Source organism: Nocardia sp. bgisy134 (genome assembly GCF_057708325.1).
The window spans coordinates 118,522-137,824 of the sequence record NZ_JBYIRW010000003.1 but is presented as its reverse complement, the minus strand read 5'-3'; the positions used below and the strand labels follow the sequence as shown (position 1 = coordinate 137,824).

Sequence of the window (19,303 nt, the reverse complement as noted above, 5' to 3'; positions counted from 1 at the left end):
CCCCGGCGATCAGCCGGGGCTCGACAACGTCTCGGGCAGGCGCCGCGGGTACGCGTGCGCCATGCCGTCGAGCAAACCGAAGTAGCGCCGCACCATCAGGACCGCGGTGGTGGCCAGCCCTGCCGTCAGTCCCCACCAGACGCCCGCGGCGCCGAGGTGGAGCGGATAAGCCAGCAGCAGGGCGGTGGGCAGGCCGACGAGCCAATAGCCGATCAACGACAGCCGGAAGCCCGCGTTGGTCTCCTTCAGCCCGCGCAGCAGCCCAGTGCCGATGTTCTGCGCGGCATCGAAGAATTGCAGCACGATGCCGATCAGCAGCAGGGTGCGTGCGATCTCGATGGTCGCGGTGTCGCCGGGCTCCAGGAACGGCCGCAGCACCGCGTTCGGCGCGAGCACGTACACCGCGCCGGTGATCGCGGCGACGATCGCCGCGTAGCGCAGCGCCAGCCAGGCAAGGGCCTTGGCGTGCTGGTATTCATCGCGAGCGGTCGCGTGACTGACCAGGATGGACGCGCCGTGCGACAGCCCGATCGCCACCTGGAACACGATGTAGATGATCTGGTAGACGACGTTGTGCGCGGCCAGCGCGGCGGGACCGAAGCTGCCCATGACGAGCGCCAGCACCGAGAACATGCCCGCTTCCGACCCGTAGGTGAGCGCGATCGGGGTGCCGAGCTTCAGTTCGGAGACGACCATCGACCGGTGCACCGGCCACGGCCGGATCGACAGGTGGGGACCCAGTCGCGGATCGTGTCGCACCATCGCCCAGAACACGCCGAAGGTGATCAAGAAGACCAGCGAGGTGGCCACGCCGATGCCGGTGAGGCCGAGCGCTGGGAGCCCGGCCCAGCCGTGGATGAACGCCAGGGCCAGCGCGAGATTCAGCGCGACCGAGCCGAGCGTCACCAGCAGCAAAGCCTGTGGACGCTGCATGCCGACGGTGTACTGCCGCAGCACTTGGAACCACAGGCAGGGCAGCAGCCCGGGAGCCAGCGCGACCATGAGCGGGCGCGCGTCGGCGAGCACGCCGGCGTCCTGGCCGAGCCACTGCAACGACCAGCCGAGTCCGATCAGCACCGCGCCACCGAGCAGGCCGGAGATCGTCGCGATGAGGAAACTCGACCGCACCACCTCGCGCACCTCGCGGTCGGCGGAATCACCCCGCTTGCCCGCGGCGCTGACCGCCGAGGCGATCTGGTTGCCGGTGCCGGTGATCAACCCGACGCACATGGTGCGGATCTGGTTGAACAGCACGATGGCCAGGCCGCCCGCCGCGACCTGTCGCACGCCGAGCGTGCCCATCAGCGCGATATTGGTCGTGGACACCGCGATCTGAGCCAGCTGGGTCAGCGCGATCGGCGTCGCCAATGCGGCGAGCCGACGTCCGTCGGCGCGGAACTCGCCCAGGTTCACCGCGCCTCCACCAGCTGCTTTCGGCGGGCGGGCGAGTAGCGGTCGAGCAGACCGAGCACCTCGCGCTCCGTGTCGCCGTCGAGCAGGTCGCGGTCGTTCATCCAGTCGTCGTCGAAGACGGTGTCCAGGTACTTCTCGCCGCCGTCGCAGACGATGGTGACCACGGTCGAACCCGCGGGGAACTCCTCGAGCCGGGTCAGCCCCGCGTACACCGAGCCGCCCGCCGAGCCCCCGAGCATCAAGCCGAGCTTCGCCGCGACGGCGCGGGCGGTGGCGAAGGCCGCCACGTCGGACACCTTCACTCCCTCGTCGAGCAGCGAGTAGTCGACGGCGGTGCCGATGGTGGCGCCCGGCGGTGTGCCGGTGCCGGATTGCCAGTACGGACCGCCGGGCCCGCCGAAGGCGATGGAACCGACCGGCTCCACACCGATCACGTAGGGCGGGCAGCCCAGCTGACGCAGCCGGGTCGCCGTGCCGAACAGCGAACCGCCGGTGCCGACCGACGAGAGCAGGATGTCGACCCGATCGACGTCCTCCAGCAATTCCTCGGCCACCGCGTAGTAGCCGACCGCGTTGGCGTCGTTGTTGTGCTGTTCGGTGAAGTAGGCGTCGTCCTGCGCCGCGGCCATCGCCTCGGCGAGGTCTTCTCGCGCCGAGGTGGCCAGGTTGTCGTCGCCCTCGTCGGCCACGTACACCAACTCCGCACCCATCGCTCGCATCGCGCGCAGCTTGTCCTTACATGCGTGGTGGTCGACCACGGCGGTGAAGCGGTACCCGCGTTCGGCGGCAACCACCGCGAGGCCGAGCCCGGTGTTACCGGACGTGGATTCGATGATATGCCCGCCACTCGGCAGCAAACCGCGCCGCTCGGCGTCGAGCACCATCTCGCGCGCCATCCGGATCTTGGCCGCGCCCGTCGGATTGAACTGCTCGAGCTTCAGCAGCAGCCGGGTTCCGGTCGCGGTGGTGGCCAGTTCGAAGAGCGGGGTGCGACCGATCAGGTCCGTCACGCGTGTGACGACAGGCATACGAGTCTCCTATCCATGGGCGATCCCGGCTCGGGGTGTCGCCTGCCCCGCGCTGCTGGTCGCAAGCGGGGGCGATGCTGAGTTGTGGTCGTCGTGGTTGATTACCCGGCGTCGAGCGTCCAGCGCAGTCGATCTCCGTGCCCGCCGAAGAGCACGACCTTCGGTGGTATCGGCAATTCGTGGAAGGCCGATTCGTTCGAATCCATCTGGTATCCGGCGGTGTTCGGGTAGACGAGCAGATCACCCGGCTCGGCCCGCCTCGGCAGCGGGACGCGCCGCCAGCTGAGCATGTCGGATTCCAGACAACTGGCCGCGCCGACGCTGGTCGGCGTCGGTTCCGGCAAAGGCTGCGTCGATTCGCGCACGGGCCACAGCACCGGGTCGGGCAGGTACTCGCTGTCGAACCACTGCTCGGACAGGCTGAGGCTGGTGCCGTCGACGGTGAGCAGTCGGTACGGCTGTCCGTCCGCGTACCTGCTCTTGCTGCCCTGTACGCGGAAGACGGTGCTGCCCGCGCGATCGAGCAGGGCGCGGCCCGGTTCGACGGCCAAGCGGATGTCGTTGTCGCGCAGGCGCCTTGCCAGTTCGCGGTGGGCGAGGATCTCCGACAGCATGGCCGGTCCAGGAACCGGGAAGTGGTACGGGTAGTAGGAGTCGAACGATTTCCCGGCGTGGAACCAGGAACGGTCGACGCCCTCGGTGAACTCGCGCCACGCGCCTTCGGGGACGTAGTCGACGCCGAATCCGCCGCCGATCGAGATGGTGCAGGCCGGATGCCCGAGCTCGCGCGCCGCCGTGCAGCGGGCGATCAGGTCGGCGGCTTGCTCGGCGCGGGCGATCGCGTCGTAGCCGGGGAGGTGAAAGCTGAAGCCCTCCAACTGAACCGGCTCCAGTCCGCGCGGTCCGGACGCGGCGATCACCGACAGCGCCCGGTCGAGCTCGTCGTCGGTCATCCCGAACCGGCTGGCCGAGCCCGCGGGCAACACCCGCAGCAGCGCCCTGGCCGGGGTGGCCGCGGAGGCGATCGTGCCGAGGCGGTCGAGCTCGTCGAGGCTGTCCACCGCGATCAACGCACTGTGGCGCACGGCGAGCCACAGCAGGTCGTCGGATTTCGCCGGACCGGTGACCATCAGTTCACCGCCGCGCACCCCGGCGGCGAGCGCGGCCGTCAGCTCGCCGACGCTGGAGACGTCGATGCCCGCACCGTTCTCCGCGCAGGCCCGCGCCACACACGCCGCCTTGTTCGCCTTCTTGCCGTAGTAGACGACCCCGTCGACCCCTGCCCGCAGGAACACGTCGCGGAATCCGCGGATGTTCTGCGCCACCCGAGCGGGATACATCAGGTGGAACGGCCCGCCGATCGCGAACGCGATATCGGCGAGCAGCTGCGGGTCGGCCAGCACCCTCCGCTCCCACTCGTCGGTGTGCGCGGGCATGGCGGGGGCGGTGATCCCGGCGGTCAGGCCCGCCGGGTCGTCGGCGATTTCTTCGACGAGCAGTTCGGCGACTTCCTCGACGAGCATCTCGAGGAGGACCTCGTCGGAATCGATCTCGTCCCAGCCGGATTCGGAGTAGTCGTCCACGTCGTTCTGGTTCGTGACGTACCCATCGGTCGCGTCGATGTCCGGCTCCGAGGCAGGGACCGGTTCGACGTCCTGAAGAAGCACGTGGACGGCCTCGGGCGCCTCCGCCTCGGTTTCCCCTGGGAGCTCCGCCCACGGTCTGCCCTCCGTCGCCAGGGCGACGCGCTGTAGAACGGCGTGGTCGGCCTCGAACGCCGCCGGCTCGGAGTCCTCGGGGAGGTCCACCCATGGGCTGCCTTCCGCGGCCGGTTCGACGGCGTCGGAAGTCGCCAGCGCGCCAACATCTTCGGATGAGGGCATCGCCGCTGGGTGCGACGATGCGGCGGGAGCCGATGGCGTCGCGCCGGGCTCGAGCGACGCTGGGTCGAGCGTCGGCAGTTCGGCGTCGAGCTGTATCCGGTTCGTCTGGTGGGCAACTGTATTCGCAGCGAACGCCATCGGTTCGGTATCGAACGACGACGTGCTCGGCTCGAACGTCTCCGCGCCGGTGTCGAGCGGTGTCCCGGTCTCGCGCGCCGACGAGGCGGCGGCCGCGGGTTCGGATGCGGGACGTTCGCGCCCTGTTCGGCTCGCGCGTGCACCGGCTCTCGACTTCCGGGGCGCGGCGATGTCGAACAGCACCATGGCTTCCGGATCGACGAGCTCCGGTTCGGGCTCGACGGCGGCCTCTAATCCCACAGGGGCACCTCCGTGCCGCGGCCCTCGGCGATGGCGCGTTCGGCGAGCGCGTGCGCGACGGCGACGTCGGTGAGCACCAGGCCGCTGTTGTAGACGAAGATCTTCTCGTCGTCCGAGCGACGTGCCACGGCCCTGCGGTTGAGGATCTGCGGCAGTTCGGCGTCGACGGTGCGCAGCGTGCCGTCCGGGCCGACCATGTCGGTGCCGGTGAGCTGCATCTGTTCGGCGCTCGTCGCCACCACCCGGTCGGCCTGTACCAGCGTCGACGGCGCGAGGCCGTAGCCGACCAGCACCGCGGTCGAGCCGGGCGCGAGATCCTCTGCCTCCAAGGCGACTTCGGTGCCCGGGCCCGCGGTCGCCAGCACCACGTCGGCGGCGGCCGCGGCGGCGCGCGGGTCGGCGACGGTCTCCAGCAGGGCCTGCGGATGGTGCTCGGCCAGGTGCTGGTGCACCGCGGCGAGGCCGTCGGGGTGGGTGCCGTACACCATCAGCTTGCGCAACTGCGGATTCGCGGCGAGCAAGTGCGGCAGCGCGTGACGGCCCTGGGTGCCGGTGCCGATCAGCAGCACGCTCTCCGCGCCGCGGCGCATCGTCTCGCGCACGAGCAGCGCGGACACGGCCGGCGTGCGCAGCGCGCCGACCCGTGCGCAATCCATCATGGCGATGGGCGCGCCCGTGGCGTCGTCGTAGAGCGTGATGGTCGTGTAGTAGCGCTTGGTGCTGCGATCGTGCCCCGGATCGAACTTGTACGAGGTCTTCATGGCGACGACGCGACGTCTGCCGTCGCGGCCGAGCATGGCGTAGGCCACCGACCAGCCGTCCGGATTGGCGACGCTCAGCTTGCGCGGATTGTCCGAATCTCCCGCCGCGAACGCCAGATACGCGTCTTCGACCGCACGCACCACGTCGCCCGGCGTGATGGGGACGTCGGCGAGGTCGCTACGGCTCAGCACGCGCAGCGGCGTGCTCCGATCACGAGTGTTCAACGGTTCCTCGTTCATCTGGTGTTGTGTCCCGCTCTGCATCCGCTCGGCCAGTTCCCATTCGGAACGGGGCGACTGTTCGCTGCCCGTAACCATTCTCGTCGGCCTCAGCGGTTCGGCGCCGACGTTCGGGCAGGCGGATGTTGACCCGCTTGAGCCAGCGATCGGTGCCGTCGTAACGCGCGGTGAACGGTACCCGACCGTGCACGGCGACGTCATTGTCGACCAGCAACAACTCGCCGGGCGCCAGCGCGGCGGTGTGGCACACCCGCTCCAGTTCCGTGGCGAGCCGGGCGTAGGCGCGTCGAAACTCGTCGTCGGCTAGCTCGAGGGGCGTGTAGGCGGGGTCGTAGCGCAGGGTCGGATTCATTGCGCCGGAGGGTGATTCGGCCGCGTCCCAGATCGTCGGCAGCGGGGGCGGGGTGAAGCGCTCGTGGCCGTCGCCGTAGGAGACGTCGGGCAGGATCGGCAATGTCGGCGTGCTCAGCAGCCGGTGCTCGTCCTCGGTCAGCTCGACCTGCCGGACCGAGGACACCGTGGTGCCCACCAGATCCGGATTGCGCAGGCAGGCCAGCATCAGCAGGTTCGCGCGGTCCGGGTGGAAGGCGTCTTCGGTGTGCGGGCTGAGCAACGTCTTGCTGCTCGCTCCCGACTGCTCGTGTTCGTGGCCCGGCGTCGGCACGATGTTGTTCACCAAGCGCCCATCCTGTTGGCCGTACCAGCCGAACGGCTCACCCGCGCAGCGCGCAAGCAGCAGCATGACGACATCGAGCTGAAAAGAGTTGCCGCGCTGGGGATCGCCGCTCCAGCGGGCGGCTTCGCGCCAGCTCGGCGGCGTCGGCCCGAACTCGTCGTCGGTCAACGGCAGCCTGCTCACGATGGTCGCGCCCGTGGGTCCCGCGGGCGGGCGCATGGCCAGCCGCACCTCCTCGGGGAGTTCGCGAGCGCGTTCCTCGATCGACGCGATGAGCGCCGGGTCGGTCAGCGTCATCGTCACGGGAGCGGCGCCACGGGGGCTGCGATGGACTGTGGTACAAATCTCGCGCGCGAGCTCACGCACCGCTCGCCCGGCGTCCGGGGGCAGCTCGCGTCGTTCGATGTCCTGCGGGTGAAGCGTCTTACGTTCGGGGAGAACGCTTTTCACCGGAGATTCCCTTCTTCGCATCGGGTCGAAAAGCGGGTGGGGACGATTCGATCTGCGAAGCTAGTGCCTCGGGCGCGGTTAAGCAAGGCTTACCTAAGCGAGTCGCGAAAAAGAGCTGAGACGCATCAAAAGCCTAAGTCTCGTTCGGACCGGGCGGTGTGCATTCGTCGGCAACGACTCCCGGTGGGGCCGCGTGGATTCGCCGTTCGGCGGATTCGCACAGGTAGACAGCATATTTAGGCTAGCCTGTCCTAGCCTTGTAGTGTCGGGTCTCGGGCCCGCAGCGAACGATGAGGGAAGGCGGCACCGATGGGGTTCAACCGACGGCAGCTTCTGCGTTCGAGCGTCGGAGTCGGCGCGATTCTGGTCGCGGCCGCGTGTACCGACGGCGCCGATCCCGGCGGCCCCGCGCGACGCGGCGGCACCCTGCGGGTCGGCGCGCTCGGCACCGCGGCGCGCATCGAGCGCGACCCGCACGCGAACCTGACCAACGAGAGCGATTTCCTCGTCACGTCGCTGGTCTACGACGCGCTGACGGTACCGGGCGTGGAGCCGAATACCGCTGCGCGCATTGCGAGTTCGTGGGAGTCGGATCCGACGCAGCGGCGCTGGACGTTCACGATCGCCGAGGGCGCCACCTTCCACGACGGCGCCCCGGTGACCGCCGACGATGTGGTGTGGTCGCTGCGCAGACTGCGCTCGGTGGGCGGCGCGTCGAAGATGCCCGCCGCGGCCGAGGACATCGCCGCCGACGGTGCGAACCGCGTCGTGCTCACCGTCCCGGAGCCGAATACCCAACTGCCGCTGCTGGTTCGGCTGATGACGTTCACTGTGAGAAAAGACACTACGGACTTCGCCTCGGCCATCGGCACCGGACCGTTTCGGCTCGAGTCCTATCAGGGCGGCAATGCCAGGCTGGTGCGCAACGACAACTGGTACGGCGCGGGATCGGATCCGCGACTGCCGTTGCTCGACGCCATCGAGGTCACGATGTTCGAAAGCGTGACGGCACTGGGCAATGCGGTGCTGAGCGGGCAGATCGATCTGGCGTCCAATGTCGGCGCGATCGCGGGGCGCACCGCGGAGGGGCGCGGCGACCTGCGGGTGGTGCGGCGCGCGAACGACACGATGCTCGGCGTGGCGATGCGCACCGCCGACGGGCCGTTCGCCGATCCCAGGGTGCGCGCCGCGGTGCGGCTCGGCGTTGACCGCAAGTCGCTTGTGGATCAGGTGCATTCGGGCTACGGCACCGTCGCCAACGACATCCTCGGCACCGCCGACCCGCGCTACGACGCGAGCATTCCGCAGCGCACCCGTGATGTCGAACGCGCGAAAACCCTGCTGCGCGACGCGGGTTTCGATACGGGGCGCAGCTACCCGCTGGTGACGAAGCCGGAGGCGCCCGGTGAGGTGGAGTCGGCGAAGGTGATCGCCACTCAGCTCGCGGACATCGGCATCCGGCTCGACGTCGTCGAGCAGGAATCGAACGCCTTCTACGACCGGACCTGGTTGCAGGCCCCGCTCTACACCGTCTCCTGGGGCACCAACGATTCGACGATGTTCTACGCGAGCAGACTCATGGCGAGCGGCTCAAACCGCAACGAAACCGCCTTCCACGACGCCGAATTCGATTCCGCAACGGCCGCGGCTCTGGCCGCCTCCGATCCGGCTGAAGTCGAAAAGGCAAGCCGCCGTGTGCAATCGATTCAGCACGAGCGCGGCGGTTACCTGGTGTGGGGCATGGCAGACGGCGTCGACATCGCCACCGCCTCGGTGCGTGACCTGCCGGCCCTCGGCGGTTTCGGACGGGTGCAGCTCGAGCGGGCCTGGTTGGCGTGACGACCTTCGCCCGGCTCCTGCTCCGGCGCGTCGCCCTGCTGATCGCGCTGCTGGCGGCGGTCTTCGTGGCCGTGGATCTGTTGCCGGGCAACACCGCCCGTGCGGTGCTCGGCCGCGAGGCCACGCCGGAGCAGGTGGCGGCGAAGGAACGCGAGCTCGGACTCGATCGCCCGCTCGTCGTGCGGTTCGTGGACTGGATCTCGGGCGTGGCGACCGGCGATTTCGGCCGCACCGCGCGCGGCAGGTCGATCAACGAGCTACTCGCGGACAAGTTTCCGCCGACGTTGCTACTCGGCGGTCTCGCGCTCGCGCTGACGGTGCTGGTCTCGGTGCTGCTCGGCGCTTGGTGGGCGACGCGTCCGCGCGGCGCGGCGGCGCGGGTGTTGCAACCGGGCAGCACCGTCGCCGCGGCCATTCCCGAGTTCGTACTGGCGACGCTGCTGATCATGGTGTTCTCGCTGGCGACGGGCTGGTTGCCCGCGGTCACCATCACCGGTCGCTCCGGTTTCCCGGTGCGCGCGGACATGCTCGTGCTGCCCGTCCTCGCGCTGGCCATTCCGCAGATCGGCTGGAACACCCGGGTCGTGCGGGCGGCGCTGGCCGACGCGGCTCGCGCGCCGCATGTGGACAGCGCGCTGCTGGATGGACTTTCGACGCCGCACGTGCTGACCCGCTATCTGGTGCCGTTCGCCGCGCCAACCATCGTGGCCAGCCTCGCCACCACCGTCGGCATGCTGCTCGGGGGTGCGCTGGTGGTCGAGACCATCTTCAACTACCCGGGCCTCGGCGCGGTGCTGGCCGGATCGGTGGCCGACCGTGACACGTCGGTGGTCGCGGCGGTGGTGGCGCTGTCCGGGGTGGTCATCATGCTGATGCTCGCCGTGGCGGACGGCATTCGGGCATGGTCGCTGCAGGGGCGACGATGAAGTCGCCGCTTCCGCCGAGTGATCGGATCGCCGACGGCGCGACGTTCGCGATCGGCGATTCTGCGTGGAGAGAGGGGTCGCGATGAGGCAATTACGGCTGCTGACTCTGCTGCCCGCGCTGTCCGTGATCGTGTCCGCGGCACTGGGGCCGGCCCTCGCGCCGCGGCCCGCCGAGCAAGCGGTGGGCATACCGTTCGCCGACCCGAGCGCCGACGCCTGGCTCGGCACCGATCGGCTCGGTCGTGACGTGCTGAGTCATCTGCTGTACGGCGGTTGGGGTCTGCTGCTGCTCGCCGCCGTGATCGCGGTGCTGGTGACCGCGGTGTCGAGCGTGCTCGGCGCGATCGCGGCGCTGCGGCCCCGGGTCGGCGCGATGATAGAAACCGCGACCGATTTCGCGATGCTTGTTCCCGCGGTGCTCGGCATCCTGCTCGTTCTCACGACCTGGCCGGACGCGGGCATGTACGGGCTGATCGTGGTGGCCGTCCTGTTCGGAGTGCCCTACTGCGCACGGGTTTTCGCCGCAGGCGCGGCGGGCGTCGCGGCGAGCGGCTACGTCGAGGCTGCGCGAGCGAGCGGAGAAACCCTGGCCCACCTGGTATTCCGCGAGGTCCTGCCGAACCTGCGCGAGGTGCTCGCCGCCCAACTCGGACTGCGTTTCGTCGCCGCCGTCTACCTGGTCAGCACCGCGTCCTTCCTGCACCTGCCCACCACCCTCGGCGCAAGCAACTGGGCGGTCATGGTCCGCGACAACGCCTCTGGCATGTTACTCAACCCGTGGTCGGTGTTGGCTCCCAGCCTCGCCATCGCCATCGTGGCGGTCAGCGTGAACCTGGCGGTCACCGAATTCGGCCGGGGCACACGGGGATCGGCGCCGGTGTACGCGGTGAGCGTTCGATCGGGCACGGATCTCGAGGGCGGCCCTGATACAGGCTCCGGCCCGGCACCGAGCTCGATGCCGGGCAGCGTTGGTGCTGTGGCGAATTCGTCGTCCGAAGCATCGGCTCGGTTGACCACGGCGTCGGCTCGGCTGACCGCGGCACCCGGCGATGGAGGCGACGGCAACGGCGCACATCCGGCATGGGATACGAGTTCGAGCTCCGAATCCGCGGCGGTCGCAGCCCATCCCGGTGATGTTGGTTGCGAGGCGGGTTCCGCGGCGTCGCTGTCGGCGGCCGAATCGTCGGTGCTGGGCGGCGTCGGCACTGACGCGAATTCGTCGGCTGCGGTAGCGGCTCGGCTGTCCATGACACCCCGCGGTGGAGTCGAACCGCCTGTCATCCCTGCCTCGAGCAACGGTGCGCGGCCGGCGCGGGGTGCCGGTATCCGAGAGCCGCACCCCATCGTGGTCGTGGACGGACTGCTCGTCCGGGGACCGACCGGACAAGAGTTGGTCGGGGCCCTCTCGTTTCGGATGCCGCCGGGCACGATCACGGCGCTCACCGGCCCGTCGGGTTCGGGGAAGACGACCGTGATGCGAGCGCTGCTCGGACAGTTGCCGTCCGGGGCGATTCGCGCGGCGGGCACGGTCACGGTGGCAGGACACGAGGTGTTCACACTGGATTCCGGTGCGCTGCGGCGTTTTCGGCGGACGGACATCACCTACGTCGGCCAGGACCCCGGCTCCGCACTGAACCCGCTCATGCGGGTGCGGACCCTGCTCGCCGAAGTCGCACGCGACCGCTCCGAGCCCGCTCTCCTCGAAGCCGTGCACGCGGTCGGTCTCTCCGTCGAGCACCTGCGCCGCCGCCCCGGCGAACTCTCGGGTGGTCAGCAACGCCGGGTCGCCTTGGCCAGAGCCTTGGTCCGTGGCACCGACGTCCTGGTGCTCGACGAGCCGCTGGCCGGTCTGCACGGCGCGCTGCGCACCGAAATCGGCAGTCTGCTGGTCGATCTCGCGAACCGCGGGACCACCATCCTGCTGTCCGGCCATGACACCGCCGCCATCCACGCCATCGCCGATCAGGTGATCGAGGTCGGCACGCATCCGGCAGCGTCTCGCTCGTCGCTGGCCTCCACCGCACCAGGCCCGAACGCGGCTGCCGTGTTCCCGTCGGCGGGCGAACGCACGCCCGAGGCTCCTGGCCACGACACCGGCGACGGTGGGCGGTCCGCACGCGCCGTCGTGGGCCCCACAGACGGAGGGTCGGCCACGGGCACACCGCAGTCACCCGACGGTGCGCCGCGCGAGGATGTTGCCGAGAAAGGGAACCACGCCGACTCCTCGGCTCGCGACGTTGGCGCTGCTGCGGACCGCGACGACCACGGTGGGGGCGCTTTCGGGTACGCCGTCCGCGCCGCCGCGGACGGCGAACATCGGGTATCCGAGCGCCCTGTCAGCCCCGCCATCGACAATCCACAACCCCAGATCGCCCTGCGCGCCAGCGGCATCAGCGCGACCATCGGCAGGCATCGCGCCCTCACCGACATCGACCTCGCGCTCACCGCGGGCTCCGCGCTCGCCGTCGTCGGCGCCTCCGGGGCAGGCAAGACCACCCTCGCCAGGGTGATCGCCGGTCTCCGCGCGGCCGAGGGCGGCGCGCTGGCGCTCGCAGGCACATCGATCGAACTCGGCGGGAAACGCCGGATCGGGCGCGGCGGCGACGGGATTCAGCTCGTTCCGCAGAACCCGATGTCGGCGCTCAACCCGCGCCGAACGGTCGCTCAGGCTCTCGACAGACCACTGCGCCGTATCGCGCGGGTCTCGAAAAGCGCGGCACCGCAGCGGATCACCGAGCTACTCGACGCCGTGGAACTGCCGACAGCGCTGGCGGCCAGGTACCCGCACGAACTGTCCGGCGGCCAACGCCAGCGGGTGGCGCTGGCCCGCGCCCTGGCAGCCGAGCCCTCGGTCCTGATCTGCGACGAGATCACCTCGGCCCTCGATCACGCGACAGCGGCCTCGATCATGGCCCTGCTGGACCGGATTCGCGCCGAACGCGGCACCGCAGTGCTGGTGATCACGCACGACATGGCGCTGGTCGCCGGGCACTGCGCCGAACTCGTCGTGCTGGATCACGGCCGGATCGTCGAATCCGGTCGCACCGCCGAGGTTCTTGCGAATCCCGCCGAACAGGCCACCCACGATCTGCTGGTCTAGACGACAGTGACGTCCGACACGCGGCGGCGCGCAACCGCCGGGGAGGACTCCGCCGGATCTGGATGATGGAATGGTGCTCCCGAAGAAGACCGGCATCATGGCCGTCGCCTTGGTGGTCCTGGCGCTCGCCGGTTGCGGCATCGGCCCCGACCTGCCGCCCATCCCGGAAGGCATCCCGCCAGGCCCCGGCGCCCCGCTGCCGCTGATCGATGTCGACGGACCGGGACGCACCGCGCTGCAACTGCGCGGCTGGGCCGGTGAGCAGGCAGGCACGCTCGGCATCCCGCCGGTCGCGCTGGAGGCGTACGGCTACGCCGCCGCGGTGATGGCCAGTTCGCGGCCCGGTTGCGGCATCGCATGGACCACGCTCGCAGGCATCGCCAGCGTCGAGAGCAAGCACGGCACCCACCGCGGTTCCGGCGTCGACGACCACGGCACCGTCGTTCCGCCGATCATCGGCATCCCGCTGGACGGCGCGCCCGGCGTCGCGCTGATCCGCGACACCGACGGCGGAAGACTCGACGGCGACTCGGTATACGACCGTGCCGTCGGCCCGTTGCAGTTCATTCCGGAAACCTGGAAGCGCTGGGGCGTGGACGCCAACGGCGACGGCGTGATCGACCCGCAGAACATCGACGACGCCGCCCTCACCGCGGCGCGCTACCTGTGCGCCAGCGGCGGCGACCTCACCTCCGAACGCGGCTGGCAACAGGCGCTGATGACCTACAACCAGTCCACCCGCTACCTGCTCACCGTCCGCGATCGCGCCGCCGCCTACAGCGTCGGCCGCCGCGTCTGAGCGTCGCGCGAGCCATCGCTCGGAGTGCCGGTTACCTCGGAGGCGGTGAGGACGCTAGGCTCGGCAGCGCACGGGCCCATCCGTGAGACCTACCGTGCCCGCAGCCGAAGGAGTGTCGTTTTCGTGGCCATCATCGAACAGGTCGGAGCTCGCGAGATCCTGGATTCGCGCGGAAACCCCACCGTCGAGGTCGAGATCGCCCTCGACGACGGCACGCTGACCCGCGCCGCGGTGCCCTCCGGCGCCTCCACCGGTGAGCACGAAGCCGTCGAGCTGCGTGACGGCGGCGACCGCTACCTCGGCAAGGGCGTGCAGAAGGCCGTCGAGGGCGTCCTCGACGAGATCGCGCCGGCCGTCATCGGCTTGGACGCGGTCGAGCAGCGCACCGTCGACCAGACGCTGCTGGATCTGGACGGCACCCCGGACAAGTCCCGCCTCGGCGCGAACGCGCTGCTCGGCGTCTCGCTCGCGGTGGCCCGCGCCGCCGCCGAGTCCTCGGGCCTGGAGCTGTTCCGCTACCTGGGCGGGCCGAACGCGCATGTGCTTCCCGTGCCGATGATGAACATCCTCAACGGTGGCGCGCACGCCGACACCGGCGTCGACGTCCAGGAGTTCATGGTCGCCCCGATCGGCGCGCCGACCTTCAAGGAGTCGCTGCGCTGGGGCGCGGAGGTCTACCACGCGCTGAAGTCGGTGCTGAAGTCCAAGGGCCTGTCCACCGGCCTCGGTGACGAGGGCGGCTTCGCCCCCGACGTGGCGGGCACCCGTGAGGCGCTCGACCTGATCAGCGTCGCGATCGCGAAGACCGGCCTGAAGCTCGGCACCGACGTGGCGCTGGCGCTGGACGTCGCGGCCACCGAGTTCTACACCGCGGGTACCGGTTACAAGTTCGAGGGCTCCGACCGCACCGCCGCCGAGATGGCGCAGTTCTACGCCGAGCTGCTCACCGCCTACCCGCTGGTCTCCATCGAGGACCCGCTGTCGGAGGACGACTGGGACGGCTGGGTCGCGCTGACCGACCAGATCGGCGACAAGATCCAGCTGGTCGGCGACGACCTGTTCGTCACCAACCCGGAGCGTCTGGAAGAGGGCATCGCCAAGGGCGCGGCCAACGCGCTGCTGGTGAAGGTCAACCAGATCGGCACCCTGACCGAGACCCTGGACGCGGTCGAGCTGGCGCACCGCAACGGCTACAAGACGATGATGTCGCACCGGTCCGGCGAGACCGAGGACACCACCATCGCCGACCTCGCCGTCGCGGTCGGCAGCGGCCAGATCAAGACCGGCGCCCCCGCGCGCAGCGAGCGGGTCGCCAAGTACAACCAGCTGCTGCGCATCGAGGACGCGCTGGGCGACTCCGCCCGCTACGCGGGTGACGTGGCGTTCCCGCGCTTCGCGTTCGAGGGCTGATAGCCGCGGTGCGAACGACGGGCCCGGAGGCGGCAGCCGGCGTAACCACGAAGGGCCCCGAGAGCACCGCAAATTAGATACAGGGGACGAGATGACGGAGCGACGTGCGCGCGGGACCAGTCCGGCCGGACGCGGGGACCGCCGCACGTCGCGTGCCGCTCGATCGCGCCCGAGGGCGGGCGCGGACACCGAGACCGCTGCCCGTCCCGCCGCGGCCAAACGCACGCGCAGACGCAGCGAGACCGCCGAGAAGGCGCAACCGCGCAAGATAGCCCCGCGCGCGGGCGGCGTGGACAAGCACGAGCGCACCATTCTCGGCCTGTCCACCGGCAAGGCCGTGATTCTGGCCGGCGTGGTGTGCGCGTTGGCGCTGACGCTGTCCGTGCCGATGCGCACCTACTTCAGCCAGCGCGCCGAGGCCGCGCAGCTGGCGCAGGAGCGCAGGCAGCTGGAGGCCGATGTGGCCAGGTTGCGGGATCGCCGTGCGCAGCAACAGGATCCGGCCTACATTCGGTCGGAGGCCAGGGATCGGTTGCGGCTGGTGATGCCGGGGGAGACGCCCTACATCGTGCAGGTGCCGGGCATCGAAGCCCCGCCGCGCCCCGCCGCGCCGCCGCGATCCAAGGCGCCCGACCCGTGGTACACGGATCTGTGGCGCACTCTCTCCGAACCGCAGCCGACGCCCGGCCTCGAGCCGCCGGCCGCGGGCTTGCCGCCCGCCGTCCCGCACCAGGAAGGACCCAGGTGACCGCACCGACAGACCGCGATCTCGAGATCATCGCCGAACAGCTCGGCCGTGCGCCGCGCGGCGTGCTCGCCGTCGCCTACCGCACCCCGGACGGGCTGCCCGCGGTGGTCAAGACCGCGCCGCGGCTGCCGGACGGCACCCCTTTCCCGACCTTGTACTACCTGACCGACCCCCGGCTGACCGCCGAGGCGAGCAGGCAGGAGTCGGCGGGCGTGATGCGCGAGATGACCGAGCGCCTCGCCGCCGATCCGGAACTGGCCGCGGCCTACCGCGCCGCGCACGAGAGCTACCTGGCCGAGCGGAACGCCATCGAATCCCTCGGCACCGATTTCACCGGCGGCGGGATGCCCGAGCGGGTGAAGTGCCTGCACGTGCTCATCGCGCACAGTCTGGCCAAGGGGCCGGGCGTCAACCCGTTCGGCGACGAAGCCGTGGCGCTGGCCGCCGAGCACGGACTGCGCGGCACCGCCATCCCGGCCGATTGGCCGAAGTACCCGCCGAAGGACGGAGCACAGCATGAGTGACCGGGTCGCCGCAGTCGATTGCGGAACGAACTCCATCCGACTATTGGTCGCCGACGTGCTCGAGGACGGTCGCCTCGCCGACGTGCACCGCGAGATGCGGATCGTGCGGCTCGGCCAGGGCGTCGACGCCACGGGCTCGCTGGCGCCCGAGGCGATCGAGCGCACCAGGGTCGCGCTCGCCGAGTACACCGGGCTCATGCGCGAGGCCGGCGTCTCGCGGGTGCGGATGGTCGCCACCTCGGCGACCCGTGACGCGTCCAACCGCGAGGACTTCTTCGCCATGGCCCGCGCCGAACTCGGCACCGTGGTGCCGGGCGCGGAGGCCGAGGTGATCACCGGCGACGAAGAGGCACGCCTCTCGTTCACCGGCGCTATCGGCGAATTGTCCAGCGCGGCAGGTCCGTTCGTCGTCGTCGATCTCGGCGGCGGCTCCACCGAGCTGGTCTTCGGCGACAGCGACGGCGTGCACGCCGCGTTCTCCGCCGACATCGGCTGCGTGCGCATCACCGAGCGCTGCCTGCCCGGCGACCCGCCCACCGCCGATCAGGTCGCCGCGGCCCGCGAATTCGCCGCCGAGCGACTCGACGAGGCCTTCGCCAAGGTGCCCGTCGAGAACGCGCACACCTGGGTCGGCGTCGCGGGCACCATGACCACGCTGGCCGCGGTCGCCCTCGACCTGCCCGAATACGACTCGGACCGGGTACATCTGACCGCGCTCACGCTGGACCAGGTCCGCGAGGTCTGCGACCGGCTGATCGGAATGAACCACGACGAACGCGCCGCGCTCGGCCCGATGCACCCCGGCCGGGTCGACGTGATCGGCGGCGGCGCCGTCATCACCGAGGTGCTCGCCTACGAACTCGCCCGTCGCGCGAACATCACCGAACTGATCGTCAGCGAGCACGACATCCTGGACGGCATCGCACTGTCCATCGCCTGAGCGCCCGCGCACGGCGCGAAAGGTGTTCGGCGGAAGCGATATCGGTGACGTGCGATGCCGCTCGATCAGGCGGGCGGTGACTCGATCATCAGCAGCGCGGCCGCCCGCAGGTCGGCGCGCGGCCCTTCGCCGTACAACTCGGTGAGGGCGATCTCGGCGATCATCGCGACCAGCAGGTGGGCGATCGCCGCGGGGTCCGGCCAGCCGAGGGCGCCGAGGTCGGGCTCGATCGCCGCCGCGGCGAGCTGGTTGCGGGCGTGCACCTCGTCGAGCAGGTCGGTGTCGGTGCGCGACTGGGCGAGAAAGGCTTTCGTGCCCCGGGTGGCAAGGCACGCGTCCAGATAGGCGGCAACGCCCGCGCGCAGCCGCTCCGGCCCGGGCGGCAGGTCGGCGATCGCGGCGGCGACGGTCTGCGCCAGCTCGTCGTGGTAGCGGCGGTGCAGTGCGACGACGTAACTGCGCCGATCCGAAAAATGGTGGTAGAAGGTGCCTTTCGCCATTCCGGCGAGCTCGACCACCGCGTTGATCGATAGCCCCCGCAGTCCCTTGTCCTCGGCGACGCGCGCCCCCGCGGTCAGCAGGGCGGTGCGACCTGGCTCGGCCGGACGTGGCATGGGGGATCCTTCCTGTTGCCTCTTTCGCAGATCCTACCGACCCGCTACGGTGTGACCGACCGGTCGGTCACGACGGATCGACGGTACCCCACGAGGAGATCGACCATGCGAATATCCCGACGGTGGATCGCGGCACTGGCGACCGCCGTGGCCATGGCGGCCTGCTGGCCCGCCGGTTCTGCCACGGCCGAGGAATCGCCGACCTACAGCTATCTGTCCGGGCTCGCCGCCCAGCTCACCGGTCCGAGTCAACCGCCGCCGGGCGCCAACGACTGGTCCTGCCGTCCGACCGAGGCGCACCCGAATCCGGTGGTGCTGCTGCACGGCCTTAGTAACGACACCATCACCTGGAACACTCTCTCGCCCGTGCTCTCCGCCGCGGGCTACTGTGTGTTCTCCACGACCTACGGCACCGGCCCGCTCGGCCCGATCGGCGCCATCGCGCCCGTACCGGAGAGCGCGCGGCAGATCGCGGACTTCATCGATCGGGTACGCGCCGCGACCGGCGTCGCGAAGGTCGATCTCGTCGGCCATTCGATGGGCGGCGCGATCCCGTTCTACTACCTCAACCACCTCGGCGGCGTGCCGAATGTCGACGACTACATCGCGCTGGCCGCGCCGCTGCACGGATCGACGCTCAGCGGCACCGACGCGCTGTTCTCCTCGGTGCTGGACGCGCTCGGGGTGCGCGACGCGGTCGCCGAGCGGTGCGGCCCCTGTCAGGTGTCGCCGGGATCGCCGATGCTCGGCATCATCAACCCGGACCCCGCGATCGCGCCCGAGATCGACTTCACGACCATCGTCAGCAGATACGACCAGATCGCGACGCCCTACACCACCGGCCTGCTCGACGGCCCCAACGTGCGCAACATCGTCCTCCAGGACCTGTGCCCGACGGACTACACCGAACACTACGAACTCACGGCCGACCCGGTGACCGTGCGCGAAGTCCTGAACGCCCTCGACCCGGCCAACGCCGGGCCCGCCGACTGCGCGGTGGTGCTGCCCTACGTCGGGCCCTTGGGTCGATAGCGCTCGTCGGCGCGCCCCATGATGAGGGCGGCCAAACGGGACAGCGATTCGTGGTTGCGCGGTTTCAGCGCCACCCGCTGCAATTGACTCGGCAGCAGCGTCGCGGGCCCGCTCCTGGCGTACTCGGTCATCCTGATGTGTGTGGTGTGGGGCTGGATCTCGGTGAGCTCCAGCATGATTCGGGCCGAGCCGAACGGCCACAGCCGGGCCTCCAGCTCGATCATCCGCGGCGGATCGACATCGCGGACGGTGGTCACGTCCCGCGCGTTCAGCGGCCACAGGCCGACGCTGTGGTGGATTCGGGTGCCCACATCGGGCCAGCCGGGATCGACTTGCCGGATGTGCGATGCTCCGACCACCCAGCTGGAATACAACCAGCCGTCGGCCAGGGTCGCGAATGCCTGTTCGGGGTCGACCGGCACGGTCAGTTCGGCATCCAACATATGCGCCTCACTTCCTTCCGGCTCCGATTGTCACGTTGCTGGGTTCTCGCTCGTCCGCCTCTTTAGCGTAGGTGCGAACCGCTCGGGCCGCCCGACAAT

The 19,303-nt window shown here is 70.1% G+C and carries 16 protein-coding genes; 9 read left to right on the top strand and 7 right to left on the bottom strand.

Annotated elements, in window-relative coordinates:
- Positions 1-9 precede the first annotated feature (9 nt).
- From AC3ERS_RS07290 to AC3ERS_RS07270, 5 genes are all read right to left on the bottom strand, one after another.
- Entirely contained in the window at positions 10-1,413 is a 1,404-nt protein-coding gene (locus AC3ERS_RS07290; protein ID WP_431964793.1) for an MATE family efflux transporter, read from the bottom strand.
- Positions 1,410-2,441 carry a PLP-dependent cysteine synthase family protein gene (locus AC3ERS_RS07285; protein ID WP_431964791.1) on the bottom strand — a complete coding sequence of 344 codons (1,032 nt, stop codon included), beginning with the start codon at positions 2,439-2,441 and terminating at the stop codon, positions 1,410-1,412. Before AC3ERS_RS07285 ends, AC3ERS_RS07290 begins: the two co-directional genes overlap by 4 nt.
- Positions 2,442-2,542: 101 nt before the next feature.
- A complete protein-coding gene (locus tag AC3ERS_RS07280; RefSeq protein WP_431964789.1) occupies positions 2,543-4,702 on the bottom strand; it encodes a type III PLP-dependent enzyme domain-containing protein in 2,160 nt (719 codons plus the stop codon).
- Positions 4,693-5,703 (bottom strand): ornithine cyclodeaminase family protein, encoded by a 1,011-nt coding sequence (locus AC3ERS_RS07275; protein WP_431964787.1) that lies wholly within the window; start codon positions 5,701-5,703, stop codon positions 4,693-4,695. Before AC3ERS_RS07275 ends, AC3ERS_RS07280 begins: the two co-directional genes overlap by 10 nt.
- Positions 5,675-6,829: a TauD/TfdA family dioxygenase gene (locus tag AC3ERS_RS07270; RefSeq protein WP_431964785.1), complete on the bottom strand. Its 1,155-nt coding sequence runs from the start codon at positions 6,827-6,829 to the stop codon at positions 5,675-5,677. The genes AC3ERS_RS07275 and AC3ERS_RS07270 overlap by 29 nt, the downstream gene beginning before the upstream one ends.
- Positions 6,830-7,138: 309 nt before the next feature.
- Between AC3ERS_RS07270 and AC3ERS_RS07265 the strand changes: the two genes are divergently transcribed.
- The 8 genes from AC3ERS_RS07265 (at position 7,139) to AC3ERS_RS07230 (ending at position 17,115) form a co-directional block, all read left to right on the top strand.
- Entirely contained in the window at positions 7,139-8,668 is a 1,530-nt protein-coding gene (locus AC3ERS_RS07265) for an ABC transporter substrate-binding protein (RefSeq protein ID WP_431964783.1), read from the top strand.
- A complete protein-coding gene (locus AC3ERS_RS07260; RefSeq protein WP_431964781.1) occupies positions 8,665-9,594 on the top strand; it encodes an ABC transporter permease in 930 nt (309 codons plus the stop codon). The genes AC3ERS_RS07265 and AC3ERS_RS07260 overlap by 4 nt, the downstream gene beginning before the upstream one ends.
- A gap of 82 nt (positions 9,595-9,676) precedes the next feature.
- Positions 9,677-12,694 (top strand): ATP-binding cassette domain-containing protein, encoded by a 3,018-nt coding sequence (locus tag AC3ERS_RS07255; protein ID WP_431964779.1) that lies wholly within the window; start codon positions 9,677-9,679, stop codon positions 12,692-12,694.
- A 70-nt stretch (positions 12,695-12,764) separates the two neighbouring features.
- Positions 12,765-13,493 (top strand): lytic transglycosylase domain-containing protein, encoded by a 729-nt coding sequence (locus AC3ERS_RS07250; protein WP_431964777.1) that lies wholly within the window; start codon positions 12,765-12,767, stop codon positions 13,491-13,493.
- Between the two features lie 123 nt (positions 13,494-13,616).
- On the top strand, positions 13,617-14,903 hold the full coding sequence (gene eno, locus AC3ERS_RS07245; RefSeq protein ID WP_357452379.1) for a phosphopyruvate hydratase: 1,287 nt from the start codon (positions 13,617-13,619) through the stop codon (positions 14,901-14,903).
- Positions 14,904-14,994: 91 nt separating this feature from the next.
- The gene (locus AC3ERS_RS07240) at positions 14,995-15,651 is read left to right on the top strand and encodes an FtsB family cell division protein (RefSeq protein ID WP_431964774.1); all 657 of its coding nucleotides are present in this window, start codon (positions 14,995-14,997) and stop codon (positions 15,649-15,651) included.
- The gene (locus AC3ERS_RS07235; protein WP_431964772.1) at positions 15,648-16,175 is read left to right on the top strand and encodes a DUF501 domain-containing protein; all 528 of its coding nucleotides are present in this window, start codon (positions 15,648-15,650) and stop codon (positions 16,173-16,175) included. Before AC3ERS_RS07240 ends, AC3ERS_RS07235 begins: the two co-directional genes overlap by 4 nt.
- Positions 16,168-17,115: a Ppx/GppA phosphatase family protein gene (locus tag AC3ERS_RS07230; RefSeq protein WP_431964770.1), complete on the top strand. Its 948-nt coding sequence runs from the start codon at positions 16,168-16,170 to the stop codon at positions 17,113-17,115. The genes AC3ERS_RS07235 and AC3ERS_RS07230 overlap by 8 nt, the downstream gene beginning before the upstream one ends.
- A gap of 65 nt (positions 17,116-17,180) precedes the next feature.
- Here AC3ERS_RS07230 and AC3ERS_RS07225 read toward each other — a convergent pair whose 3' ends face one another.
- Complete coding sequence (locus tag AC3ERS_RS07225) at positions 17,181-17,729, bottom strand: TetR/AcrR family transcriptional regulator (RefSeq protein WP_431964768.1); 549 nt, start codon at positions 17,727-17,729, stop codon at positions 17,181-17,183.
- 105 nt (positions 17,730-17,834) lie between these two features.
- Between AC3ERS_RS07225 and AC3ERS_RS07220 the strand changes: the two genes are divergently transcribed.
- Complete coding sequence (locus tag AC3ERS_RS07220) at positions 17,835-18,761, top strand: esterase/lipase family protein (protein ID WP_431964766.1); 927 nt, start codon at positions 17,835-17,837, stop codon at positions 18,759-18,761.
- Here the strand turns inward: AC3ERS_RS07220 and AC3ERS_RS07215 are convergent.
- Positions 18,737-19,204, bottom strand: a complete 468-nt coding sequence (locus AC3ERS_RS07215; RefSeq protein WP_431964764.1) for an SRPBCC family protein — start codon at positions 19,202-19,204, stop codon at positions 18,737-18,739. The genes AC3ERS_RS07220 and AC3ERS_RS07215 overlap by 25 nt on opposite strands.
- Positions 19,205-19,303: the final 99 nt, after the last annotated feature.

What these genes read in the sequence shown, in the direction of transcription:
- AC3ERS_RS07285 (WP_431964791.1), bottom strand. Translation starts at nt 2,441, where the DNA reads ATGCCTGTCGTCACACGCGTGACGGACCTGATCGGTCGCACCCCGCTC.
- AC3ERS_RS07275 (WP_431964787.1), bottom strand. Translation starts at nt 5,703, where the DNA reads ATGAACGAGGAACCGTTGAACACTCGTGATCGGAGCACGCCGCTGCGC.
- AC3ERS_RS07265 (WP_431964783.1), top strand. Translation starts at nt 7,139, where the DNA reads ATGGGGTTCAACCGACGGCAGCTTCTGCGTTCGAGCGTCGGAGTCGGC.
- AC3ERS_RS07255 (WP_431964779.1), top strand. Translation starts at nt 9,677, where the DNA reads ATGAGGCAATTACGGCTGCTGACTCTGCTGCCCGCGCTGTCCGTGATC.
- AC3ERS_RS07250 (WP_431964777.1), top strand. Translation starts at nt 12,765, where the DNA reads ATGGTGCTCCCGAAGAAGACCGGCATCATGGCCGTCGCCTTGGTGGTC.
- AC3ERS_RS07240 (WP_431964774.1), top strand. Translation starts at nt 14,995, where the DNA reads ATGACGGAGCGACGTGCGCGCGGGACCAGTCCGGCCGGACGCGGGGAC.
- AC3ERS_RS07230 (WP_431964770.1), top strand. Translation starts at nt 16,168, where the DNA reads ATGAGTGACCGGGTCGCCGCAGTCGATTGCGGAACGAACTCCATCCGA.
- AC3ERS_RS07225 (WP_431964768.1), bottom strand. Translation starts at nt 17,729, where the DNA reads ATGCCACGTCCGGCCGAGCCAGGTCGCACCGCCCTGCTGACCGCGGGG.
- AC3ERS_RS07220 (WP_431964766.1), top strand. Translation starts at nt 17,835, where the DNA reads ATGCGAATATCCCGACGGTGGATCGCGGCACTGGCGACCGCCGTGGCC.
- AC3ERS_RS07215 (WP_431964764.1), bottom strand. Translation starts at nt 19,204, where the DNA reads ATGTTGGATGCCGAACTGACCGTGCCGGTCGACCCCGAACAGGCATTC.